Source organism: Paraburkholderia sp. MM5496-R1 (genome assembly GCF_050436205.1).
GTDB lineage: Bacteria > Pseudomonadota > Gammaproteobacteria > Burkholderiales > Burkholderiaceae > Paraburkholderia > Paraburkholderia tuberum.
This window is the reverse complement of sequence record NZ_JBNDLT010000001.1, coordinates 1,029,225-1,053,082: the sequence shown is the minus strand read 5'-3', so window position 1 is coordinate 1,053,082 and position 23,858 is coordinate 1,029,225. Positions and strand designations below refer to the sequence as shown.

General features: G+C 64.8%; 24 protein-coding genes. 13 read left to right on the top strand and 11 right to left on the bottom strand.

What is annotated here, in order from left to right; genetic code table 11:
- Positions 1-98 precede the first annotated feature (98 nt).
- From OKW38_RS05200 to OKW38_RS05190, 3 genes are all read left to right on the top strand, one after another.
- Complete coding sequence (locus OKW38_RS05200; protein ID WP_429332558.1) at positions 99-434, top strand: ArsR/SmtB family transcription factor; 336 nt, start codon at positions 99-101, stop codon at positions 432-434.
- The gene (locus OKW38_RS05195; protein ID WP_090810571.1) at positions 427-906 is read left to right on the top strand and encodes an SRPBCC family protein; all 480 of its coding nucleotides are present in this window, start codon (positions 427-429) and stop codon (positions 904-906) included. The genes OKW38_RS05200 and OKW38_RS05195 overlap by 8 nt, the downstream gene beginning before the upstream one ends.
- Before the next feature lie 140 nt (positions 907-1,046).
- A complete protein-coding gene (locus OKW38_RS05190) occupies positions 1,047-1,475 on the top strand; it encodes a VOC family protein (RefSeq protein ID WP_184045223.1) in 429 nt (142 codons plus the stop codon).
- Positions 1,476-1,680: 205 nt separating this feature from the next.
- Here the strand turns inward: OKW38_RS05190 and OKW38_RS05185 are convergent, their stop codons facing one another.
- The 3 genes from OKW38_RS05185 to OKW38_RS05175 all read right to left on the bottom strand — a co-directional run bounded on the left by OKW38_RS05185 (position 1,681) and on the right by OKW38_RS05175 (position 3,564).
- Entirely contained in the window at positions 1,681-1,965 is a 285-nt protein-coding gene (locus tag OKW38_RS05185) for a hypothetical protein (protein WP_090810575.1), read from the bottom strand.
- Positions 1,966-2,201: 236 nt separating this feature from the next.
- Entirely contained in the window at positions 2,202-2,528 is a 327-nt protein-coding gene (locus OKW38_RS05180) for a DUF190 domain-containing protein (RefSeq protein ID WP_090811812.1), read from the bottom strand.
- 253 nt (positions 2,529-2,781) lie between these two features.
- A complete protein-coding gene (locus OKW38_RS05175) occupies positions 2,782-3,564 on the bottom strand; it encodes an ABC transporter substrate-binding protein (RefSeq protein WP_184023501.1) in 783 nt (260 codons plus the stop codon).
- Positions 3,565-4,001: 437 nt separating this feature from the next.
- Here OKW38_RS05175 and OKW38_RS05170 point away from each other — a divergent pair, with 437 nt between their 5' ends.
- From OKW38_RS05170 to OKW38_RS05140, 7 genes are read left to right on the top strand one after another with little or no spacing between them, the layout of a single operon-like run.
- Complete coding sequence (locus OKW38_RS05170) at positions 4,002-4,529, top strand: Na+/H+ antiporter subunit E (RefSeq protein ID WP_429360298.1); 528 nt, start codon at positions 4,002-4,004, stop codon at positions 4,527-4,529.
- The gene (locus tag OKW38_RS05165; RefSeq protein ID WP_090810581.1) at positions 4,522-4,782 is read left to right on the top strand and encodes a monovalent cation/H+ antiporter complex subunit F; all 261 of its coding nucleotides are present in this window, start codon (positions 4,522-4,524) and stop codon (positions 4,780-4,782) included. The genes OKW38_RS05170 and OKW38_RS05165 overlap by 8 nt, the downstream gene beginning before the upstream one ends.
- 3 nt (positions 4,783-4,785) lie before the next feature.
- The gene (locus tag OKW38_RS05160) at positions 4,786-5,028 is read left to right on the top strand and encodes a hydrogenase subunit MbhD domain-containing protein (RefSeq protein ID WP_018422732.1); all 243 of its coding nucleotides are present in this window, start codon (positions 4,786-4,788) and stop codon (positions 5,026-5,028) included.
- Between the two features lie 3 nt (positions 5,029-5,031).
- Positions 5,032-5,376, top strand: coding sequence for a monovalent cation/H(+) antiporter subunit G (mnhG, locus tag OKW38_RS05155; RefSeq protein ID WP_429360296.1), 345 nt, complete (start codon positions 5,032-5,034; stop codon positions 5,374-5,376).
- Positions 5,373-6,077 (top strand): Na(+)/H(+) antiporter subunit B, encoded by a 705-nt coding sequence (locus OKW38_RS05150; RefSeq protein ID WP_184059171.1) that lies wholly within the window; start codon positions 5,373-5,375, stop codon positions 6,075-6,077. Before mnhG ends, OKW38_RS05150 begins: the two co-directional genes overlap by 4 nt.
- Positions 6,078-6,093: 16 nt before the next feature.
- The gene (locus tag OKW38_RS05145) at positions 6,094-6,468 is read left to right on the top strand and encodes a sodium:proton antiporter (RefSeq protein WP_090810587.1); all 375 of its coding nucleotides are present in this window, start codon (positions 6,094-6,096) and stop codon (positions 6,466-6,468) included.
- Positions 6,462-9,557 (top strand): complex I subunit 5 family protein, encoded by a 3,096-nt coding sequence (locus OKW38_RS05140; RefSeq protein ID WP_429360294.1) that lies wholly within the window; start codon positions 6,462-6,464, stop codon positions 9,555-9,557. Before OKW38_RS05145 ends, OKW38_RS05140 begins: the two co-directional genes overlap by 7 nt.
- 89 nt (positions 9,558-9,646) lie before the next feature.
- Here OKW38_RS05140 and OKW38_RS05135 read toward each other — a convergent pair whose 3' ends face one another.
- The 5 genes from OKW38_RS05135 to OKW38_RS05115 form a co-directional block, all read right to left on the bottom strand.
- Entirely contained in the window at positions 9,647-10,318 is a 672-nt protein-coding gene (locus OKW38_RS05135) for a hypothetical protein (RefSeq protein ID WP_429360292.1), read from the bottom strand.
- Between the two features lie 27 nt (positions 10,319-10,345).
- On the bottom strand, positions 10,346-11,845 hold the full coding sequence (locus OKW38_RS05130; RefSeq protein WP_429360699.1) for a cytochrome-c peroxidase: 1,500 nt from the start codon (positions 11,843-11,845) through the stop codon (positions 10,346-10,348).
- 121 nt (positions 11,846-11,966) lie between these two features.
- Complete coding sequence (locus OKW38_RS05125; RefSeq protein ID WP_429360290.1) at positions 11,967-14,381, bottom strand: alkaline phosphatase family protein; 2,415 nt, start codon at positions 14,379-14,381, stop codon at positions 11,967-11,969.
- Positions 14,382-14,995: 614 nt separating this feature from the next.
- Entirely contained in the window at positions 14,996-15,670 is a 675-nt protein-coding gene (locus OKW38_RS05120) for a glutamine cyclotransferase (protein WP_429360288.1), read from the bottom strand.
- A gap of 14 nt (positions 15,671-15,684) precedes the next feature.
- Entirely contained in the window at positions 15,685-16,914 is a 1,230-nt protein-coding gene (locus OKW38_RS05115) for a helix-turn-helix domain-containing protein (protein WP_429360286.1), read from the bottom strand.
- A 167-nt stretch (positions 16,915-17,081) separates the two neighbouring features.
- On the opposite strand from OKW38_RS05115, the gene OKW38_RS05110 reads away from it, so the two are divergent.
- The 3 genes from OKW38_RS05110 (at position 17,082) to OKW38_RS05100 (ending at position 19,141) form a co-directional block, all read left to right on the top strand.
- On the top strand, positions 17,082-17,846 hold the full coding sequence (locus OKW38_RS05110; protein WP_429360284.1) for a DUF899 domain-containing protein: 765 nt from the start codon (positions 17,082-17,084) through the stop codon (positions 17,844-17,846).
- Positions 17,843-18,676, top strand: a complete 834-nt coding sequence (locus tag OKW38_RS05105; RefSeq protein ID WP_429332571.1) for a DUF2182 domain-containing protein — start codon at positions 17,843-17,845, stop codon at positions 18,674-18,676. The genes OKW38_RS05110 and OKW38_RS05105 overlap by 4 nt, the downstream gene beginning before the upstream one ends.
- Before the next feature lie 198 nt (positions 18,677-18,874).
- Positions 18,875-19,141 (top strand): DUF4148 domain-containing protein, encoded by a 267-nt coding sequence (locus OKW38_RS05100; protein WP_090810603.1) that lies wholly within the window; start codon positions 18,875-18,877, stop codon positions 19,139-19,141.
- A 150-nt stretch (positions 19,142-19,291) separates the two neighbouring features.
- On the opposite strand, the gene OKW38_RS05095 is transcribed toward OKW38_RS05100, so the two are convergent.
- The 3 genes from OKW38_RS05095 to OKW38_RS05085 all read right to left on the bottom strand — a co-directional run bounded on the left by OKW38_RS05095 (position 19,292) and on the right by OKW38_RS05085 (position 23,829).
- The gene (locus OKW38_RS05095) at positions 19,292-20,734 is read right to left on the bottom strand and encodes an aldehyde dehydrogenase family protein (RefSeq protein WP_187626861.1); all 1,443 of its coding nucleotides are present in this window, start codon (positions 20,732-20,734) and stop codon (positions 19,292-19,294) included.
- Between the two features lie 38 nt (positions 20,735-20,772).
- Complete coding sequence (locus OKW38_RS05090) at positions 20,773-21,960, bottom strand: fumarylacetoacetate hydrolase family protein (protein WP_429360282.1); 1,188 nt, start codon at positions 21,958-21,960, stop codon at positions 20,773-20,775.
- 84 nt (positions 21,961-22,044) lie between these two features.
- The gene (locus tag OKW38_RS05085; RefSeq protein WP_429332574.1) at positions 22,045-23,829 is read right to left on the bottom strand and encodes an IlvD/Edd family dehydratase; all 1,785 of its coding nucleotides are present in this window, start codon (positions 23,827-23,829) and stop codon (positions 22,045-22,047) included.
- Positions 23,830-23,858 lie beyond the last annotated feature (29 nt).

The following is a 23,858-nucleotide window of genomic DNA, read 5'->3' as shown; positions in this document are numbered from 1 at the left end:
CTTGTGTCGAACCTGCGGCATGTCCCTCACGTCGCCTTGACATGCAAGCAATTTCTTGCCTATAGTAAATGCAACAAATTACTTGCCTGTAGCCGTTCATGGCCGAGCGCCCCGACGACACCGACCTGCTATTCAAAGCCCTCGCCGATCCGAGCCGGCGCAAGCTGCTGGATGTGCTGCACGCGCACGACGGCCAGACTCTGAACGACCTGTGCGACCACCTCGACATGACGCGGCAAGGCGTGACCCAGCATCTGGGCCTGCTGGAAGCGGCTAACCTCGTCGTTACCGTACGCAGCGGGCGCGAAAAGTTGCACTTCCTCAATCCGGTGCCGCTGCAGCAGATCTACGAGCGCTGGATTGCCAAGTTCGAAAAGCCGCGCCTGAAGGCGCTCTCGACCCTGAAACGACGCCTGGAGAAAGGCAATGACTAGATCGACGTTCGTCTATGTGACCTATATCCGCACTACGCCGGAACAGTTGTGGTCGGCGCTCACCGACGCGGAGTTCATCAAGCAGTACTGGTTCGGCATGCACTGCGAAAGCGAATGGACGGCGGGCTCGTCGTGGAAACTCGTGTCGAGCGGCGGCCAGATTTTCGACGCGGGCGAGATCGTCGAGGCCGATCCGCCGCGGCGTCTGGTGATCCGCTGGCAGCACCAGATTCGTCCCGAGTTGCAGGCCGAAGGCGATTCGCGCTGCACGATGGAGCTCGAACCGAGCGGAACGGCGGTCAAGTTGACGCTCACGCATACGATCGAGCGCGATCCATCGAAATTCATCGAGGCGGTGTCGGGTGGCTGGCCGAAGATCATGTCCAACCTCAAATCGCTGCTGGAGACAGGCTCGATCGCGTTGCAGGAGGCTTATCCGGCCAATGGCGGGAGTCATGCCGGGAAGGCCTGATGCGGGGATACGCTGTAGAGCATCAGGTGTGTGGCTTCATCGTGGGGCGAACGATGCATCCCAGGTTCGACGGCCGTCCGTCCGCGAGATCGCGCTGATAGAATCGTCCGCCCGACCCTCGCCCGTCTCAGGAAATCAGCATGGAAATCCAGCCCTATCTGTTCTTCAATGGCCGTTGTGAGGAAGCCATTGAGTTCTATCGTTCGGCGCTCGGCGCGCAGGAGTTGCTGAAGCTGCGCGCGAAAGACGCGCCCCCCGATCCCGCTCGTCCGGTGGCGCCCGAACACGCCGACAAGATCCTGCACGCGACGCTCGTCATCGGTAACACGCACGTGCTGATGTCGGATGGCGATTGCCGCGGCGGCAATGCCGTGCATGCGGGCTTCAGCCTGTCGGTCACCGCCGACGACCAGGCGTCCGGCGAAAAGTACTTCAACGCGCTGGCGGACGGCGGACAGATCACGATGCCATTCCAGCAGACCTTCTGGACCAGCGGCTTCGGCACGTTGATCGACCGCTTCGGCGTGCCCTGGATGGTCAATGTGCGGCACGAGGAGCCCACGGCATAGCATTGAAGCGGGCCGGCGTTCCATATCACGCGCGCGCGCGAGCGCCGCTTCGCCGCGGCGCAACTACCTGTCCGGTCCGTCTTTCAATGAGTCATGTCTGCCAGGAAGGCTGCGCCTGCTGCGCGCGGCGTCGCCATGCGCGGGACCGAGAGCAAGCCTGCGCGCATGGAACGGCGACCAATGCGCCGCCGCGCCTAACCGACGCTTACTGCGTCGCGGACGCCGTGCTCGCCGGCGTGCTGTGGACCGACGCGGCGTCGCTCGCGGCGGGCGCTGCGCTCGCCGCCGCGCCCGCCTCGGCGTTCGCACGATTTGCCGCGTCGCTATCGCCCGGTGTGCCGCGCGGGCTCGCCGAATTGCTCATGACACCGCTGCTCGCCTGGCCCGTCGAGATACCGCCATTCTCGGCCGTCCGCTTGCAGCCGGATGCGCCCGCCAGCAACGCAACGGCCGACAGCGCGATCAGCATGTTTGCCGAAACCTGCCGCATGATTCGCTCTCCCTGGGATGACTCGGCTCTTGCAGCGAAGCATGCGCCATGCCCAATAGCCACACCGGGCGCGCGTCTACTCGCGCGCGTACGCGGACCAGGTCGAGCAGGACTACGAGGTGTTCCGCCACGCGTGCCGCAGCGGCAAGCTGGAAGCACGCACCGACTCCGACATGGCGGCCGACTTCGTCGCCTGGACGAGCGAGGCGTGGGGCTTGCCATCGAGGCCCGGTCGTTCAAGCCCCGTCGGCCTCGCCGACGACGCCGAACTCGGCGGTCGTCTTCACGTAGAACAGATGCAAACCTTCCGCGCGCAGTCGATCGAACAGCCGATCGGCTTCGTCGCTCGTCACCGCCATCACGACGGACAACGGCTGATCGGCAAGCTCGAAGAAGTGCGCGGAGTGAATGCGATGATGATGGCCGATGCCTTCGCTAGCCGGGATCAGGGTCGCGCCGCGCAGGCCGAGTTCGCTCGCGAGACGCACGAGCCAGTCGGCAAGCGGCTTGCCATGATGGCTGCGCCCCTGCTGGGTGAAGAACGTGATCTGAAAGCCGTGCATGTCGGTGCCCCCCAATGCGGATCGCGCCGTGTGCGCAAGGCGATCCGCACGCGAGCCGGTGGCCGCATTGCGCCGTCCCCTGCCCGCTTACTTTTGTAAGCGGAAACCTGCAGCGCCGCGTGAGGCGCCGGTTGCAACCGATTCGGGCATCCCGGCTTGCCGCAGCACGGCTCAGGACGGTCATGACACAAGTTTAGGTGTCGGGCCGCGCGAGTGCCAGGTCGAAACTGGTCACGTGCGGCGCGCCCTCGGCTCACTGACCGTACACGTCGAAATCGAAATACTTTTTCGCAATGCGGTCGTAAGTGCCATCGGCGCGGATCTCGGCAATGGCTTTGTCGATCTTTTCCTGCAGATCGGTATCTTCTTTACGCAAACCAATCGCTGTGCCGCTGCCGAGCGTTTTCGCGTCGTAAAGCGGATTGCCGGCAAATCCGAAGTCCTTGCCGCGCGCGGTGCGCAAAAAGCCGATATCGGCTTGCACCGCGTTTTGCAGTGACGCGTCGATACGGCCGGCAAGCAGATCCGAATACACCAGATCCTGATCCTGATACGGCACGATCGCGGCGCCGGCCGGCTCCCAATACGTCTTCGCGTAGGTTTCCTGAATCGAGCCCTGCTCGACGCCGATGCGCTTGCCCTTCAGCGCTTCCGGCGTCGGCTCGATCGGCGAGCCCTTCTTCGCGACCAGACGCGTCGGAATGCGGAACACCTTCGACGAGAACGCGATCTGCGCCTGACGCGCGGGCGTCATCGACATCGTCGACAGCACGCCGTCGAATTTGCGGCCTTTCAGCGCGGGAATCATGCCGTCGAACGAATTCTCGATCCACACGCATTTCGCGTTGAGCCGGCGGCAGATCTCATTGCCGAGATCGATATCGAAGCCGACGAGCTTGCCGTCGGCGGCTTTCGATTCGAACGGTGGGTAGCTCGCGTCGACCCCGAACCGCACGGTCGACCAATCCTTGGCGATTGCGCTTCCGGACGAGACGGCCAGCAGCGCAATCGTCAGGGTTGCCAGCATGGCTTTCATGGTTGCTCCTTATTGGTCATTTGAAGAAAATTCAAACCGCGCGAAACCCGACATTCGACCGGGATCTGGTCGCCGGCGCAAATTCATTAAAAAAATCAATTTATGCAGCGCGCGCATAGATTGGTGACAAGACTTCCAGATTCCGATCAGTCACAGGTGATTAAAAAACGGTACGGCGCCGCTTAGAGATTCAACGTCGCGTCTTATCGCGGCAACGCAGTCTGTTTCAAAATAAATGCGCGCGGATCGGCGTCGGCTTTTCGCGCGCCATTTTATTGAACGGATCGCAATGACAGTAATTCACTCGATGAGCAGCCGATAAGCGCCGCGCGGATTGACGCACACAAAACGACCACCAGCGGACAACCGTGCGCCGGTTGCTTTGCCATAAGTTGTCACTTAGAATTTTCCGCAAGGCCTCCTGAGGAACCGATGACATGGCTGCGAACAACGGAAAACCGGTGTCGTCGTTCGTTCCTCGGGGAATGCCTGGCCTCTGGGTCGTCCTGTTCGTCATCTGGATGATCGCCAATGCATCGCTCGCCGTCGAACCCGCACTCGTCGGTCTCGTCATTACCTTCGTCATCGCGCGTGTCTTCGTATCGTCGAGCGAAGCATGGCAGCGCCTACGTCTAACGCCAGGCGCACCGTATCACTTCGCCGCGTATAGCGCGACCTTCGTCGTCGAGCTCGTGCGCGCCAATCTGAACGTGATGGCGCTGGTGTACTCGCCGCGTATCGACATCAAGCCGGGCATCGTCAAGGTTCGCACGCGCCTCCAAACACCGCTTGGCCGTCTCGCGCTCGCCAATTCGATTGCGCTCACGCCGGGCTCGCTTGTCATGGATATTCGGGACGACATACTATTCATTCACTGGCTCGACGTGAAGACGACCGATATCGACGCAGCGACCGAGGCACTCGTCGCACCGTTCGAAAAGCATCTGGAGAAAGTCTTTGGCTGAGATCATGCTCCGGATCGCCGCCGTGCTGATCTTCTTCGCGATCCTGTTCGGCGTGATCCGTCTCGTGATCGGCAAGACCCTCGTCGACCGCATCGTCGCGATCGACATGCTGACGGTCGTCTCGCTGTCGCTGATCGCGCTGTACGCGCAAGTCTCCGGTCGTTTCGTCTATATCGACGTCGCACTTGTCTATGCACTGCTGAGCTTTCTCGCGGTGCTCGCGATTGCGCGCTTTCTCGAAGGGGGGCTGTGAGCCATGCTCGAACTGCTCCTGCTGCTGATGTGCGCGAGCATCCTCGTGAGCGGCGTACTGGCCGTCTGCCTGAAGAATCTGCTGGCCGCGATGGTGAGCTCGGGGCTCGCGAGCCTGTTCGCCGCGATAGCCTTCCTGCTGCTCGCCGCGCCCGACGTCGCGATGGCCGAAGCCGCGATCGGTTCCGGACTCGCGACCTTCATCTTTCTGTACGCGATCCGCAAAACCGGTTATCAGAAGGGCTAGCGCATGTTCGAACTGATCGGCAGCGTGTTCATCCTGGTGGGCGCCGTCTTTCTGTTCTCCGCCGGCCTCGGGCTGCTGCGCATGCCGGATGCGTATACGCGCATTCAGGCCGGCACCAAGGCGTCGACGCTCGGCAACATGCTCGTGCTGATCGGCCTCGCGTTCTATCACCCGAACTGGACCTTCCGGCTGATCCTGCTGATCTACTTCGTGCTCTTGACCAACCCGGTGTCCTCGCATGCGCTATCGCGCGCCGCCTGGCTGATCCGCACGCCGATGACCTCGTCCACGATCACCGACGCACTCGCCGACGAAGGCGGGCGCACCGCCGGGGAGGCCGAATCATGATGCGTCGCGCGTTTGCGCTGCTGACGGTGCTGCTGTTCGCGGTCGTGTTCTGGCGGCTGGTCGGCGGCTACACGGAGTTGCAGGCGCTGCGCCCGCTCGCCTGGTACTACGTCGTCAGAGGGCCGCTCGAACTCGGCGCGCCGAACATCGTGACCGGCATTCTGATCACCTTTCGCGGCTTCGACACACTCGGCGAAGTCGCGGTGCTGTTCATGGTCGCGGCGAGCGTCGGGGTGCTGCTGAAAGAGGAAAGCAACGCGACTTCCGCCGCTGCGGCAGACGAATCCGCGCCCGCGCGCCGCCCAGCCGGCGAGATCGTACATACCGGCAAGCAGGTGCTGCTGCCGATGATCCTCACCTTCGGCGGCTACGTGATCGTCAACGGCCATCTGTCGGCGGGCGGCGGTTTCCAGGGCGGCGCGATCGTCGCGTCCGCCGTGATGCTGATGCTGCTCGCGAGGCCCCGCTCGACGCTGAACGTCGCGCTGCTGAGCGTCGTCGAGTCACTCGCGGGCGTGATCTACGTGTGCATCGGCATTCTCGGCCTCGTGCTCGCGGGCGGTTTTCTCGACCCGCGCTTTCTGCCGCGCGGCGAGTTCGGCGCGTTCTTCAGCGCCGGCGCGATCCCGCTGATTTCCACGCTGCTCGGCGTCAAGGTCGGCGCGGAGCTGAGTGTCATCATCGACCGGTTCAGAAGCTGAACGAGAAGGAGAGCGCATGAGCACGGGCATCCCGGTTTCGAAGATCCTGCTGATCACGGGCTTCTGCCTTTCCTTGATCGGCCTGTGGGGCATGCTGACCCACCGCAACATCCTGCGCATCATCATCGGCTTCGCGGTGATCGACACGGGCCTGCACATCGTGATGGTCGCGACCGGTTACGTCACGGGCGGCACCGCGCCGATCATCGATGCGGCGCTCAGCAAATCCGCCGCCGCGCACCGCGCGATCGATCCGATTCCGTCGGCACTCGTCGTCACGGCGATCGTGATCGGGCTATCGGTCACCGCCATCATGCTGTCGTTCGCGATCCGTCTTCATGCCGCCAGAAAGACGCTTTCCATCGACGCCTTCACCGAGTCGAAATGGTAGCCGCGCTGTTTCATCCGCTGCACATTTTCATTCTCGGGCTCGGCGGCGGCTTCGCCATTCCGCTGCTGTACCGGCTCGGCAAGCCATGGCTCACGCTCGGCTTTTTCATCGCGCTGTGCGGCATCGTGCTCGTCTCCGGCGTGTCGTTCTACGGCCTGCTCGACGGCGGCGACACGATCGAGGTGCTGACCGCGGGCGCGCTGCCGCCGGTGTCGATCAATCTGCGCTTCGGCTTGTGGGAAGGCTTCTTCACGTTCAGCGTCAATGTGGTCGCGCTGCTCGGCGCATGGCATCTGTGGGACCGTCTGCGCGGCAACTACGCGGCGTTGCTGCTGTACCTGATTCTGGTGATGGGCATCGACGGCATGGTGATGACTCGCGACCTGTTCAACCTGTTCGTGTTTCTCGAGATCGTGTCGATCGCGACATACGGCCTGTTCGGGCTCGAGCGCACGCCCGCCGCGCTCGCCGCCGCGTTCAAGTACATCTTTGCGACCGTGATCGCGTCGACGCTCTTTCTGCTCGGCGCGGTGCTGCTCTACTACGTGAGCGGCACGCTGAACATCGACGAACTGCTGTCGCTGCGCGACCAGCTCGGCGGCCCGATCGGCACGACCGCGATCCTGCTCGTGTTCGCGAGTCTCGTGATCGAGCTGAAGCCGTTTCCGGCCAACGGCTGGGGGCTCGACGTCTACGAGACCGCGCCGAGCGGCGTCGGCGCGATGGTATCGGTCGGCGTATCGGCGGGCGTGTTTTTCGCGCTGCTGAAATTGCTGCCGCTGTTCGACGGCCTGCTGACGCTGCTCGCCGTCTCGGGCGGCGTCACGTTCCTGTTCTCGAACCTGCTCGCGATCAAGCAGACGAAGCCGCAACGCTTGCTCGGCTATTCGTCGATCGGGCAGATGGCGCTGTTGATGCTGTCGCTCGCGTTGTTGCGCCAGATCGGCGCGGACGCATCGATCCCGCTCGTCGTCGGCGGGCTCTTCATCAACCATCTGTTCGCGAAGGCGGGGCTGTTCTGGCTGATCGGCGTGCTGCGGCGGCACGGCGACGACGCACGCGCGATCCTGTCGCGCAGCCCGTTGCTGATCGGCCTGCTCGGCCTCTTCCTGGTCGCGATTGCGGGACTGCCGCCATTCCCCGGCTTCTGGGCGAAGTGGGAACTCGTGATGCGCCTGACCGCCGCCGGCAAGCCGTACTGGATCGTGTTGATCCTGACCGGCTCGCTGCTCGAAGCGGGTTATATGTTCCACTGGTTCGTGCGCGCGCTGGCTCCGTCCGAGCTCGAGGCCAAAGCCCGGCCGAACATCGCCGCGCTGTTGCCGCTGTTCGGCGTCGCCGTGCTGCTGATCGCGGCGGCCTACATGGCAGCCGTGTTCTCGGGCGTCGTGTCGGCGTGGATCTTCTCGCCGCTCGCGGCGGGTGCGCTGTTCTATGCGGCCGATCGTCTGCCGGGGCGCGCGAAAGGCGTGCTCGCGGTGATCGCGATTGGATTGATCGGCAGTCTGCTCTGCGAGGGCTCGCGCGGTATCGCCGGACTGTTCGCCTGGCTGCTGCTCGCGGGCAGCCTCGTGATCGCAGCGGCGAGTCTCTATCGCGACGACGTGCGCGCCGGCTTCTATCCGATGCTCGTCGTGCTGTCGCTGTCGATTCCGGCGCTGCTGCGCTCATCCACCTCGCTCGAGTTCTTCTATAGCTGGGAAATCATCACGCTGTCGTCGTGCTTCCTGATCGCGAAGTGCCGGCGCGCGGGACCGCACGTGCTGACCTTCCTGCTGTTTTCGCTGCTGGCTGCGTTCTTCCTGCTGGCGGGCTTCGCCAACGTCGCGGCGATCGACGACAGCATCGCGCTGTCGGCGCTGATCCATTCGGGACCGGAGGCGAACCGCGCGTTCGTGCTGCTCGCGGCGGGCTTCCTGATCAAGGCCGGCGCGATCGGCGTGCACGTATGGCTGCCGGGCGCCTACACCGAAGCGGAAGACGACGTGACCGCGATGCTGTCGGCGGTGGTCAGCAAGGTCGCGATGTTCGGCCTGTTGATCGGCACCTATCTGACGATACGCTCGGAGGTCGGCCTCGAACTCGCGCACGCGATGACCTGGATAGGCATGCTGACGGCCCTGTTCGGCGCGCTGATGGCGTTGCGGCAGAACGACTTCAAACGGATGCTCGCGCTCTCGAGCATGAGCCAGACCGGCTATATCGTCGCCGCGATCGGCCTGATGAGCCATCTCGGCTGGGTCACCGCGCTGTATCTGGTCGCCAATCACATGTTCGTGAAGGGCATCCTGTTCCTCGCGCTCGCAGGCGTGATCTCGCGCACCGGCACGCGCAACTTCGCCGATGTGGGCGGCCTCGCGCGCGAGATGCCGCTCACGTTCGCGATGGTCGTGATCGCGCTGGTGTCGATGTCGGGCCTGCCGCCGCTGATGGGCTTCGGCGGCAAATGGCTGCTGCTGAGCGCAATGACCGACAAGGGTTGGTACGGGCTCGCCGTGTGCGGGCTGATCGCGACCTGCGCCGGCTTTCTGTACATGCTGCGCCTGCTGAACGGTGTCTTCCTCAAACCGCGCCCGCCGCAGCGGCCGCAGGTGCGCGAAGCGCCTGTGATGCTGCTGGTGCCGCAGTTGCTGTTCGTGGTCGGTATCGTGGTCCTGTCGTTCTTTCCGAAGGTGTTGCTCGAACCGGTGTCGGCCGCGATCGATCCGCAGTTCGCGGCGACACTGGTGTGGGGCGGCATGTCGCTCGAAAGCATCTACGGGTTCTGGAATCCGACGCCGGTCGTGATCGTCGTGCTGATCGTCACGGCGATCGTGTTCGGGCTCGGTGTGCTGTACTACCGCAGCCGCCGCGGCAATGCGCGCAACGCCCCGGATTTTTACCACTTCTACCGGCCGATCCTGAGCCGCACGGTGCCGCCGGTCGCGCAGATGTTCTGGCGCGGCATATCGCACTTCGCGCTCGTGGCGGCGGCTCGGATACGCCGCGTCTATACCGGCAACGGGCAGACCTACGCGCTCTATGTGCTGCTGTATTTTCTCGTGATCTATTTTGCGAGCACGGGGCTGAGTCCAGCGAGGACGCCGTAAGGGTGCACCTGGGGTCCTGGCGCAGCGGCATGGACCGGCCCACGTGCGGGAACGATCGCCTCGGAGCACGGCGTCGGCGAACTCAACGATCATCGAACGAGATATTCTTCCGCTACCCAGCCGTCCCTGGTCAAGCGCACGCCTTCGCGCAGTTGCATGGTGGCCGCGCCTTCAATCACGCGCGCCACCATGGGAAACACTCGCTGGAACTCGGGAGTTCTGGCAAAAGGCGCCGGGTCGATCTTATAGGTGTAGAGCACCGAGGTCCTGGTCTCGCCGTCGTGAGTCTGGGGCGGCTCCCAGCCCACCACCTTGTCCAGGGTCAGCGTGGCCACGCAAAAATCGGCGTCGTGCGTGACCGTCTTGCCGGGCGTCGCCACCACCACCGGCTTGTGCAGGTAGAACTGCTTGCCTTCGTCGGTCAGCACATACTCGCGTCCCGGCGCCTCGATCCTGGCCCCGTCCTCGCCAGTGCGCTCGACCGTCATGACGGTGCTCTTGACGAGGCCCAGCTTTTCCATCACCGGCAATTGCAGCGCATCGCGGGAATGCGTGACCACGATGTCCTGATCGGCCACGTGGATGGGCCAATCGTATTTCGCCACGCACAGGTGGCCGCGATCGGCCAGGTAGTGCGTGATGGTGTTGGTAAAGTTCTCCGCGGTAGGCTCGGCCTTGTTCTGGCAACCGCCCAGCAGGAACGACGCCGTCAGGGAAACCGCAATGGCAGTGCCGCGCACCGGATTCGAAAAATGCATCATCGTGGATAGTTCAAGTATTCAAAGAGATCAATTCACGCAGCTACCGCTCGTGGGCTGGGTCGCGGGAGGCTGGTAGCCGTCGCTCAAAGTATTCAGGAAGCAGATCACGTCCTGCACGTCCTGATCCGACAGTTGCGGCGCCGAATGGACAGCACGCGGCTGCGCACCGTTCAACGCCGTGGTGCCGCCCGCGTCGGTCTGGCCCTGCCCCAGCGGCAGTTCCTCGTCGATATTGCCCTGGTAGGCGGCCGGCAGATCGTTGAACATGTTCACCGTCGCGCCCGCTGCATAGGTGGGTTGCAGCGCATAGCCCGGGTTGCTGGTCAGCTTGGTCGAATCGCCACCCGTGGACGGATACCAGTACTCGGGGTTGGTGTCGCGCGTGTTGTAGAAGCGCACCACCTGCTCCAGCGAATGGAACACGCCGTTGTGGAAGAAGGCGCTGCGCGCGGCGACGTTGCGCAGCGTCGGCACCTTGAAGCGGCCGCAATACGGATCCGGGTTGTTCACGCCCGTAAAGGGGTCCGGGCCGGCGCCGCTGGTGGCCGAAAGCGGCGTGTGGCTGTCATAGCTGCCGTTATTGATCGGGCCGCACAGCCCCATGTCGTAGTAGCTCGCGTTCAGGTTGGCCGCGATGGGGTTCGGATTGTCCGGGATCGACGTGTCGTTGCGCGGCGCACCGATCGCCTGATAGGTGAAGTCGGTCCCCAGCGCGTTCGAGCCGTTGAAGTTGGCGCCCATGAAATGGCAGGCCACGCAGCCGGCCCCGTGATCGGTATCGTTGAACAGGTTCATGCCGCGCAATTCGGCCGGCGTCAACGTGCCGCCGATCTTGTTGTTCGCATACAGGTCGAACTTGCTGGAATACGGCGCAAAGCTCGGGTCCTCGTTCTGGTAGGCCTGCAGCGCGAGTCCGATGTCCTGGAACGCCGTGTCCGTATCGCCGAACACGGCCGGGCCGTACACCGCCGTGAACTGTGCGGCATACGAGGAGCTCTTTACCGCCTGCACCACCGCGTCCTTGGAGGCGTTGTTCATCTCGATGGGATTGAGCAGGGGCAGCGCCACCTGGTCGGCCAGCGTCTTGCCGCGGCCGTCCCACATGAATCCGCCGCCCGGCGCGTTCGCCGTGATGCCGTCCGGGTTCGAGGCGTTGTCGTCGTAGGCGGGCGTCATGGCCTTGTAGCGCAGCGAGGGAACCGCGCGCTGGCCTTCCGATACGCCATCGGAACCCAGCTGCACCGCCAGGCTGTTGGGCGGGCCGTAGGCATACGCCGGATCGTGGCAGCTCGCGCATGCCTGGTTCTTGCCGCCGGACAGGTTCTTGTCGAAGAACATTTGCTGACCGATCTGGGCCGCAGCGCTCAGCTTGCTCGTGGGCGCCGACCCCGTGGAGCCCGAGGAGCCCGAGGAGCCCGTGGAGCCCGTGCCTGCGTCCGTCGAAGCAGACTGTGACGAGCCCCCGCCCCCGCAAGCGGCCAGTGTCGACAAGATGACATACAGCGCCCCCGCATAAACCTTGCGCATCGCTACTCCCCCGCTTTGTTCGATAAAACAGCTCGCGGGGGAGCGGCCGAACCGCTCCCCCACGCAGGCTACTGCCTGATGAATGGCACGCTTGCGCGTGCTTACCGTTTAGTGCTTTTTATTACTTCGTCGCCCACAGGTTCTTCTGGGTCGCGTCCGGACCAACTTGCGCCGGATCGCTCACGTCACCCGTCTGGAACTTCTGCGTGTAGCCGGCCGGAATCACGTAGGCGTGGTTCATCGGACGAACCGCGTCGTAGTGCGTGTCGGCGCTGCCAGCGTACTCAGGCAGGTTGGCGATGTTCTGCGCAATGTACGACTCCGTGTACTTCGAACGGTTGGCGTACGAGGTCGGAACAGCCGGGTCGGCAAGCTGGAACATGTCCTGCACCGTGCGCACGAACGAGAAGTGGCTGTACGTATCGCTGTCGGCGACGCCCTTCGGCGCGGAGCCCACGTCTTGCTGGTTGGTCATCAGGACGAAGATCGAGTTGCCATGGCCCTTGTTGCCGTTGCCGTACTTCGCCTGAACCGGAGTCCAGCTGCCGTCCGCGTTCTGCATCTGCGTAGCCTTGCCACCCACGTCCCAGCCGCAGCACGAGCTGCCGGCACCGTTGGACGCGCCATTGCCTTCGTCGAACATGACCACGATGGCAACGTTGCGCTGCTTGTTCTGCCACAGCGGCGAGGCCTTGATCTTCTGCACCACCGCGTTGGTGTAGTAGTCGGCGCGGGTCAGCAGCGCGTGAGCCGGAACGGTACCCGAGGCGGTCGCGCTGTCCTTACAGGTGCCGTCGCTGCCGGTGCCGTGCAGGTCATCGCACTGGTCAGGCATGATGAAGTTCAGGGTGCCGATGTCGCCCTTAGCCAGGTCGGTGCTGAACTGGTCGACGTTGTAGCCGGTCGGAACCTTGTAGAGCGTGGTGTTGGTCAGGTCGGCCGCGTTCGTGTAGTACTGGGTACCGAAGATCGTGCGGTTGTTCGCGAAGAACTCCGGCTGGTTACGCACGTTCTGATAGGCCATGCCCGGATGGTGCTTGGTCTTGTAGAGCGAACCGGGCATGGCGAACGGCGTGCCCGTCACGGTGATGCTACCGTCCGTCTGGTTGTAGGCCTGCGATACACCCGTGTCACCGAGGCTGTCGGCGCGCGGATCCTGACCCGGGTTCATGGATTCGCTGTAGGTACGCCACGTCAGGCCCGCGCTCGAAATCTGCGTGAACAGGTTCGGCGCGTTCATGATGTTGTGGTTGGCGACGGAACCGGTGCCGTCCGTCGAGCACGCCTTGTTGGCGGCCGTCGTGTAATTGGACAGCAGCGATCCAACGGCCACGGTGGCGCCGCCGGCGGTGGTACCGATGATCGGGTCGTTCGGCGTCAGCGCGACGTGGGACGGCAGGGGCTGGCCGTCGGAAGCCGTGCCGCCGGCGAAAGCCTTGTCCGTCGGGGCGTTGGCGCCGGTCGCGGCGCAACCCCACCAGTTGTCGTCGCCGATACCGAAGTCGTCGGCGCCGCCCAGGGCGGTGTAGTTCGGCTCGGACGGGCTGCCGGTCGCGAAGTAGGTCGAGAAGTAGTTGCCGTTGGTGATCATCGAGTTGACCGCCGGCATGTACGCCGAACCCTTGACGCGGTTCGTGCTGCTGTTCTCCAGCATGATCACGAAGACGTTGTCGTAACGCGGAATCGCTTCGACGTTGAACGCAGCCTGCTGGGCTTGTGCGAAGGTGATCGCCTTACGCGTATCCGTCGGAATGGTTTCGCCAGCGGTGATGCCGGAAACGCCGGTCAGGGTGGGGTCGCCACCGGCAACGGCCAGCGCATCGGGGTACTTGTCGCCACGATCGAGCTTCGTGGTGGCGTACGTGTAGCGGTTCGTCAGTGCGTTTTCTTCGAACAGCACCGCGTACTGCTCGGCGCCGGACAGGGTATTGGCGTCGGCCAGGACGTCGCCGGCGGGAACCGTCACGGAGGCGTTGTTGAATGCCGGGCCGGACAGACGGGTCGACAGATTAGCCTTCTCGGTCGCGTACTTGGTGCCGTTGGCTTCGACGAGGCGCTGCACTTCGCTCGACATCGGGCTGATCACGACTTTGGTGGCGCCCTGGTCGGCGATCTGGTCGGCCGAAGCGCGCAGGATCAGGTGGCTGGCGACCTTGGCGGCCGATGCCGTGTTGGTGGCCGAGGTCGTGATGTCAGCGACGAGCGGACCCGTGGCGGTCGTGGTCAACGAGAAATGGCCGCTGCTGTCGGTCTTCGCGGAGGCTTCGCCGCTGTCGAGCACGCCGTTGCCATTGGCATCGACGAACACGGTGGCGCCAGAGTAGTAGCCGGCCTTCAAGGTCGGGTTGCCGCTCGAGCTGCCCGGGACGAAGGCAGTTGCGGCGACCACGCCCGAGTAAGTCGTGCCGGCGGTCGTGCCACCGTTGTTGTTGCTGGCAGAGGGGCTATCCAAATTTCCGCCGCAAGCTGCGAGCACGCAGGCAGCGGCAACGGACGTTAGACAAAGCGCTGGGCGCATTTTGTGATGCGATGACATGTGGGGACCCTTTGTTAGTTGTATCGGCAACCGCTTGTGTGGGGCAAGACTTAGTAAAACAAGCGAAATAATATGAAGGGTTTGTGTAAAACGTATGTCTGCTCACGGTAAGGATTGGAGTGTGAACCTGGCTTGGTTCTGGTCACATCTTCTCGAAAAGCCGCAATGCACGGGCAAGCAACGAAGACGAAAATAAAGCTGAGAACCAACCGTCGTAGTTGTTGCGGATGCAGCGAAAATGCTCTCTCAATGCCCCGCTGCGATTGATACACAGCCGGAATGCTTCGCGTGTGCGGTGCAGCATCCGAGTGTGTTGCGGTTTGGACTTTCGCGTACCGGGTGGTGGCGCATGCGCCGCGTCGGTGGGTCTGATGCGAGCACTGGTGGGGCGAGGCTGAAGAAGCGAGATGACGGGACCGCTATCCGGCGGTGGCTGAGTGCTTTGCCGCGGCCTGCTAGAAGTCGCTGCAGGCGGCCCGCGTATGGGGAGTAGTCTCGCGATAAGAGTAACGCAATGGAATACTTCGTTTACCAACGATGACTTACGTTATCGGCGAGTACAAGTAAGCCAAATACCAGCGCCGATAACGAGGACGCGCTGCTTGCATGACGAATCACTCGCTCGTCGAATCGACCGGCAATTGCGAGTCGCTCTCTCGCACGGGACGCTGCACGGCGCGAACGAGCCCGCTGCTGCCGCCTCCACAGAAGAACAGATCCGCGCCGTTCGATTCGAGTCCGGAAATGCCCGCGCCGGCCGGCATCTCGACGCGCTCGAGCACCTCGCCGCTGCGCGGATCGAGATGCCGCAGCTCGCTCTCGTCACCTTCCCACGTGCCATGCCATAGCTCGCCGTCGACCCACGTGATCCCGGTCACGAAGCGATTCGATTCGATCGTGCGCAGCACCGCGCCGGTGTCCGGATCGACCTGATAGATTTTTCGTTCGGGATACTGACCGACCCATAGCGAACCTTCGGCCCATGTCAGCCCCGACTGGCCGCCGTCGCCGGGCGCCGCGATCGTCGACAGCACGCGGCCGCTCTGCGGGTCGATCTTCTGGATGCGGCCGTGCGCGATCTGGAACAGGTGTTCGCCGTCGAAGGCCGTGCCCGCGTCGGCGGGCACCGCGATCGAGCGCAGCGTCTCGCCGCTCGCCGGATCGAACGCGTCGAGCCGTTCGCCGGTCGCGATCCACACCTGTCGGCCGTCGTAGGTGACGCCATGCACTTTATCGACGCCCGTAAAGGGCCCATATTCACGGACGATTCTGGCGGCAGAGCGGTTCATGGTGGCCATCCTAATCATGAAGGGAACGGGGAAGGGAGTAACAAAGCCGTCGCGAATCCGGCCAGCGGCGGCGTCATCCAGCGGCGCGCGCGCCCCTCGCCCACTGGCTGCACCTTGCCGGCTGCGGCGAGCGAGTCGAGTGAGCGCTGCACGGTGCGCTGACTCGCGCCGAGCACGAGGGCAAGCGCGGAACTCGACCACGCTTGGCCATCCGACAGAAACGCAAGCAGCGCCGCATGCTCGCCTTCGACCGGCGGCGCCAGCACGACGACCTCGCGGGCGTGACGCGGCGCGAGCGCGAAGCCGCGCGTCGTCGCGCTGACGCTCGCGAGCGTGCCGAGCGCCGTGCGCAGCCGGCCGATCTCGACGCGCAGCCGCGCGCGATGCGATTCGTCGGCGCGTTTGGCGCGGAACGCCCGGGCGACGAGCGCGTCGCGCGGCACGTCGTCGGGCCATGCCTCGCCGAGCATGCGGGCGAGCGCAAACAGCACCGGTCGGCTCGCGAGCGCAACCGCCGCGTTCGCATCGCGGATCGCGTAGCGGCAAGCGTCGACGATCAACGCGCCGCCAGCGCGATTCGAGGTCAACAGCTTCTCGACTTCATCGAGCAGGATCGGTTCTTCTTCGCCATGCGCGATCATGCGCGCCGCCGGTTTGCCCAGTGCCACCGACGCGCTTTCGACTTCCGCGATCAACGCCGGAATGCCGGCCTCGCGTGCCGCGCGTCCGGCCCGCGCCAGCGCGGCACGGGCGGCGCCGCTGCGCAAACGCCGCAGCGCGACTCCCGCGACCACCAGTTCATGCGCGGCACGCAGTGCGGGCGGAAACGGCCGGGGATCGAGCGCGGCAAGCTTGCGCTCCGCTTCGTCGAGACGGCCGATCAGCAGCAGACGCCGCGCCGCGAGATACCGCGCATGCGCGGCATTGACGCGATCGCCGTACGCGTCGAGCGTGGCGGTCGCGGCGTCGAGTGTCTTGGCGGGCCACCCGAGATCGCGCGACGCGAGCGCGATCTCCGCTTCGGCGACCACGCATCTCGCGCGCGCCACCGCATGCTGCGCGCCGAACGCGCGCGCGGCGTCGCGCACCAGCGCCTTTGCGCGCCCGAAATCGCCGAGCTGCGCCATCGCGATGCCGCGCAGCGCGAGCGCCGGCGCGTCGTCGCGTAACGCGACGTGGTCGAGCGCGCCAAGCGGATCGCCGGCCGCGAGCGCGCGCGCCGCCGCCGAAATCAGCGCGTCCACGGCGTGCGAGTCCGCGCGTAGCACGTCGATGCATCAAGCGAATCCCGCCACACTTGTCACTCCCACCCGATCGATGCCCGGCCCTAATCTAGCACGACCATCAACCGTCACCGACGCCGTCGGGCAAGGGCTCGCGCGGCGCGGCACGACTCACGGAGGTACCCACGATGACTACGCATCCGATCGGAACACGCGAACAGTGGCTCGCCGCGCGACGCGCGCTGCTCGACGCGGAAAAAGCCCACACGCGACAAGGCGACGAGCTCGCGCGGCAACGCCAGGCGCTGCCGTGGGTCAGGGTCGACAAGGCCTACCGCTTCGATACCGACCAAGGCAGCGCGTCGCTCGCCGATCTGTTCAAAGGACGTTCGCAGCTGCTCGTCTACCACTTCATGTTCGGCCCCGACTACAAGGCGGGCTGCCCGTCATGCTCGTCGATCGCGGACGGCTTCGCCGGCTTCGCCGTGCATCTCGCGCATCACGACGTGATGCTGACGGCGGTGTCGCGCGCGCCGCTCGACAAGCTGCAGACGTACAAGCAGCGCATGGGCTGGACGTTTCCATGGGCGTCGTCGGCCGGCGGCGATTTCAATTTCGACTTCAACGTCTCGTTCACCGAGACACAGCAGCGCGATGGCAATATCGAGTACAACTACGCACGCAACAGTCACGCGATGGACGTGAGTCCCGCGCCCGAACCGGTCGCGCAGTTCGCGGCGACCTGCGGCACCGACGCGGCCACCTATTCGCGCGACCGGCCAGGCATGAGCGCGTTCGTGCTCGAAGACGGCGTCGTCTATCACACGTACTCGACTTACGCGCGCGGTGTCGATGCGCTGTGGGGCATGTACCAGTGGCTCGATCGCGCGCCGAAGGGGCGCAACGAGACGGGCATCTGGTGGCGCCGTCACGACGAGTACGAGCCGTCATGAGCCCGCTCGTGCGCGCTGTCTGCACGAGCGGGCAGCGCCTTGCCACACGGCGCGCGACGCGCTCATCGCAGCGCGTGTTCGTCGGCGTCTGCGTGCTGATGTTCGCCGCGAGCGTCGCGGCGACATTGGCCCACGGCGCGTCGATGGCGGCGATGGGCGCGTTGCCGATGCCCGGCGGCTGGTCGATGTCGACGCTGTGGATGCCGACCTGCGGGCGCACGTGGGCCCGCGCCGCGGCATCGTTCATCGGCATGTGGATCGTGATGATGGCGGCGATGATGCTGCCGTCGTTGATGCCGACGCTGCTGCGCTATCGCGACGCGATCGGCTCGCGCGCAAGTGCGCAGCGACTGGCCCTGCTGACGATGCTCGTGAGTGGCGCGTATGCGGTCGTATGGACGGTGCTCGGCATGGCCGTGTTTGCACTGGGCGCGTCGTTCGCGGCGCTCGAGTTGCGGTGGCCAGCGCTCGCGCGTTCGACGCCGCTGGCGGTCAGCGTGGTCGTATTGCTCGCGGGCGCGTTGCAGTTCAGCACATGGAAAGCCCGCCGCCTCGCCTGCAGCCGCACGACACCCAGCCTTCCCGCCGATGCGCCGAGCGCGTGGAGATACGGTCTGCGCATCGGCATCGATTGCGCCGGTTGCTGCGGGGGTCTCACGGCAATTCTGCTGGTCGTCGGCATGACGGATTTGCGCTTGATGGCCGCCGTGACGGCCGCCATTACGGCCGAGCGACTTGCGCCGGACGGCGCACTCGTCGCCTGGGCGAGCGGCGCCATAGCCGTCGCCGGCGCGGGCTTGCTGCTCATCCAGGCCCTATCGGCCGGCTGACTCATGCGCGCCAGTTGTCGGGGATCGCTTCGCAAATCGACGCTCGACGGCCTTGCTGTCTCATTATTGTTTTGGTTTCGGAAACAGTGAGTTCAGAAATTAGGTATTTACCCTAATTTCCGCTCCCTCTAGACTGTCATCACTGCTGCAAACAAATGATTTCGCAGCCTAACAAGACAAAACCTGGAGGTAGTAAAAATGAAATCGCTCGTTCAAGCTGTCGTTATCGCCGCTACCCTCGCTGCTCCGGTTGCCGTTTTCGCTCAATCGAACCAGCCGCTGACCCGCGCGCAAGTCCGTGAAGAGCTGGCTCAGATCGAAAAGGCCGGCTACAACCCGGCACGTTCGAACCCGAACGAATATCCGTCGAACATTCAGGCTGCCGAAGCCCGCGTCGCGGCACAAAACGCCGCGGTCGGCGGCGTGACCAGCGGTTCGTCGCAGCAAGGTCACGCAGCGCAGTAAGGCGTTGCAGGTTGGCAAGTTGCTGTTGATGTAGCTGTACCTGCCGGAGCGCTCGGCTTAGCGCTCTCGCAGCTTCCCCTACTGGCCCGCCATCGCGATTGAATGCGATGCCGGGCCAGTTCCGTTTTGGGGAGCTCTGTCAGTTCTGCGTCAGACCGCGCCCGGGTTGATATACGCGGTCTTCACCGACGTATAGAACTCGCGGGCGTAGGCACCCTGCTCGCGCGGACCGTAGCTCGACCCCTTCCGCCCGCCAAACGGCACGTGATAATCGACCCCCGCCGTCGCGGTGTTGACCATCACCATGCCGGCCTGCACATGGCGGCGGAAATGACTCGCGTACTTCAGCGATGTCGTGCAGATGCCGGCCGACAACCCGAACTCGGTGCCGTTGGCAACCGCGAGCGCTTCCTGGTAGTCCTTGACCTTGATGACCGACGCCACCGGCCCGAATACCTCTTCACGGTTGATGCGCATAGCCGGGGTCGTCTCCGTGACCAGCGCCGGCGCGAGGAAATAGCCGCGCGTCGAGCCTTCGACGCGCTCGCCGCCGAACACCGTGCCGCCCTCTTCGCGCGCGATCGCCAGATAGCGCTCGTCCTGTGCCAACTGCTTGTCGTCGACGACCGGGCCGATGTGCGTGCCGTCCGCGAGCGCATCGCCGACCTTCAGCGCGCGCATGCGCGCCTTCATGCCGTCGATGAACCGGTCATAGATCCCCGCGGTCACGATCAGCCGGCTCGATGCCGTGCAACGCTGGCCCGTCGAGTAGAACGCGCCGTTGATGCACGCTTCGATCGCGACATTGAGATCGGCGTCGTCGAGCACGACCATCGGGTTCTTGCCGCCCATTTCCAGCTGGAATTTCTTGCCCGAATCGAAGCACTTCGCGCCGATCGCGCGGCCCGTCGAAACGGAACCGGTGAAGCTGATCGCATCGACATCCGGCGACGACACGAGCGCCTCGCCAACCACCGAACCGCGCCCCATCACGAGGTTGATCACCCCCGCCGGCGCGCCCGCCTCGGCGATGATCTTGACCAGCTCCCACGTGCTGCCCGGCACCAGATCGGCCGGCTTGATCACGACCGTGTTGCCGTACGCAAGCGCCGGCGCGATCTTCCACGCCGGAATCGCAATCGGAAAATTCCACGGCGTAATCAGGCCGACCACGCCAACCGGCTCACGCGTCATTTCGACCGTCATGCCCGGCCGCACCGACGGCATCACTTCGCCGCCGACGCGCAGCGCTTCGCCCGCGAAGAACTTGAAGATCTGCCCGGCGCGGCCCACTTCGCCGATCGCCTCGGGCAGCGTCTTGCCCTCTTCACGCGCGAGCACCTTGCCGAGCTCCGCCTTGCGCGCGAGGATCGCGCTGCCCGCCTGGTCGAGCACGTCGAAGCGCTGCTGCGGCGTGGACAACGACCACTGCGCGAAGGCCTTGCGCGCGGCGCTGATCGCGCGATGCGTCTGCTCGGCGTCGGCTTGCGCGAATTCGCCGATCACGTCGTCGAGATTCGACGGATTGACGTTGCGCGACACGCTCGCGCCGTCGACCCACTGTCCGTCGATGTAGTTTGCGAACTGACTCATGCCTGATTCTCCTTTCGAAAATTGCAGCGACAATCCGGTTATTCAGCAACGAGCACGCCACGGGCCGCGAGATTGCGATACAGCGCGCGCACGCCGAACGTCCACGGCTCGATTTCGGTGGACAGCCGCACCGTGTTGGTCAGCGCGCCGAGCTGCGGCGTCGAAATCGTCACGCGATCGCCGAGGTGGTGGGTGAAGCCGCCGCCGGGCGCGTCGCGGTCCTTGATCGGCGAGAACATGGTGCCGAGGAACAGCATGAAGCCGTCCGGGTACTGGTGGTGACGGCCGCAGGTCTGCGCGACGAGGTCGGCCGGGTCGCGGCTGATCTCGCTCATGTGGCTCACGCCGTCGAGCACGAAGTCGTCGTCGGCGCCTTCGACGCGCAGCGACACGCTCGCCGCGCGCACCGCGTCGAGTGAGAAGGTGTCGTCGAACAGACGCACGAACGGACCGATCGCGCATGAGCCGTTGTTGTCCTTGCACTTGCCGAGCAACAGCGCCGAGCGGCCTTCGATGTCGCGCAGGTTCACGTCGTTGCCGAGCGTCGCGCCGACGATGCCGCCGCGGCTATTCACCGCGAGCACGATCTCCGGCTCCGGGTTGTTCCACACCGACGCGGCGAGCAGACCGACGTCCGCGCCGAAGCCGACTGCCGACATCGGCTGCGATTTCGAAAATACTTCGGCGTCCGGACCGATGCCGACTTCCATGTATTGCGACCACGCATCGCGACGCTCGAGCTCGGCTTTCAGCTTCATCGCCGCTTCCGATCCCGGCTTGATCTTCGACAGATCGGTGCCGATCGTCGACGCGATCGTCTCGCGCACTTCCTTCGCCTTCGCCGGATCGCCGCCGGCCTGTTCCTCGATCACGCGCTCGATCAGGCTCACCGCGAACGTGACGCCGCAGGCCTTGATCGCCTGCACGTCGCACGGCGCGAGCACGCGCACGGCCGGCGCGCTCGCGCCCGGCAGGTTCGCCTCGATCAGCTGCGCGACCGGCCCGAGCGGCACGCCCGGCGCGCTGCGCGCAAATTGCGCGGCATCGTCGCGCTCGAACAGGTCGGCGGCAGTCGGCACGACCGCGGTGATGTCGAACACCTCGCCGCCGCGCACGACGACCACGCACGGTCCTTCATGCTGCTCGGTCTTGCGCCACACGCGGCCGATCAGCAGTGCGTCGTTCAGATCGCCGGGAAGAAAGCTGGAGGGGGAAATTGCGGACATGGGATGAGCTCTTTCGGATAAGTGGGAAAACGGGCAAGGCCGGGCGTCGCGTTGCGTGCGAAGCCCGGCCTTGTCACCCGCGGGTCAATGCGAATGCCGTGGGTTGCCGCGCTCGGCAATCACTTTCAGATACAGCGTCGCCGGTTCGAGGCAGCCGCCGGTCGAAAGCTGGCCGACCGTCTTGCGATACAGCTCCTGCCACGGCGTTTGCGCGGGCGGAATCTCGAAGTGCACGGTTTCGCGACGTCGCGCGAGTTCTGCTTCGTCGACCAGCACTTTGACGCTGCGCGAATTCAGATCGACGCGGATGCGGTCGTTCGTGCGCAACAGCGCAAGGCCGCCGCCCACCGCCGCTTCCGGCGACATGTTCAGAATCGACGGGCTCGCCGACGTGCCGCTCTGACGGCCGTCGCCGAGCGTCGGCAGCGACGTGATGCCCTGGCGCACGAGCGCCGCCGGCGGCGCCATGTTGACGACCTCGGCGCTGCCCGGATAGCCGACCGTACCCGTGCCGCGAATCACGAGGATGCAATGCTCGTCGATTTCAAGCGACGGGTCGTTGATGCGCGCGTGATAATCCTCGGGGCCGTCGAACACGATGGCGCGCGCTTCGAAGCTGTTTTCTGCGCCTGGCTCGCTCAGGTAGGTCTTGCGGAACGCATCGCCGACCACCGACATCTTCATGATCGCGCTGTCGAAGAAGTTGCCGGACAGCACCATGAAGCCCGCGCCGTGCTTCAGCGGATCGTCGGTCGTCTTGATGACCTCGCGATCCGGCGCGGGTGCGGCGGCCGCGATTTCGCCCATCGTGCGGCCCGACACGGTCAGGCAATCCTCGTGCACGAGGCCGCCTTTCGCGAGCTCGCGCATCACGGCCGGTACGCCACCCGCGCGATGGAAGCTCTCGCCGAGATATTCGCCGGCGGGCATGCAGTTGACGATCAGCGGCACCTGCTCGCCGACGCGCTGCCAGTCTTCGAGACTCAGCTCGACGCCCATGTGCCGCGCAATCGCGATCAGATGTGGCGGGCAGTTGGTCGACGCGCCGAGCGCCGATGCGACGACGATCGCGTTTTCGAACGCTTCTTTCGTCATGATCTTCGACGGCCGCAGGTCCTCGCGCACGAGGTCGACGATGCGCTTGCCGCTCGCGTAGGCCATCTGGCCGCGCTCGCGGTAAGCGGCCGGAATGCTCGCGCAGCCGGGCAGCGACATGCCGAGCGCTTCGGCGAGGCTGTTCATCGACAGCGCGGTGCCCATCGTGTTGCAGTGACCGATCGACGGCGACGACGCGGTAGTCAGCTCCATGAAGCCTTCGTAGTCGATCTCGCCGGCCGCCAGCAGATTGCGTGCATGCCAGATCACGGTGCCCGACCCGACGCGCTTGCCGTCGTGCCAGCCGTCGAGCATGGGACCGCCGGACAGCACGATCGCCGGCATATCGACGGTGGCCGCCGCCATCAGGCACGCGGGCGTGGTCTTGTCGCAGCCGGTGGTCAGCACGACGCCGTCGAGCGGGAAGCCGTGCAGGATTTCGACGAGGCCCAGATACGCGAGATTGCGATCGAGCGCTGCGGTCGGCCGGCGGCTCTGCTCGGCGAGCGGATGCACCGGAAACTCCATTGGAATGCCGCCCGCGTCGCGAATACCGGCCTTCGTGCGCGCCGCGAGCTCGATGTGATGCCGGTTGCACGGCGCGAGATCGCTGCCGGTCTGCGCGATGCCGATGATCGGCCGGCCCGACTGCAGCTCTTCGCGCGTCAGACCGTAGTTCATGAAACGCTCGACGTACAGCGCCGTCATATCCGCGTGCGAGGGATCGTCGAACCATTCCTGGCTGCGCAGCCGGCGCGGGGTGGATGCTGACATGATGCTTGTCTCTCTGTCTGGGTAAGGGT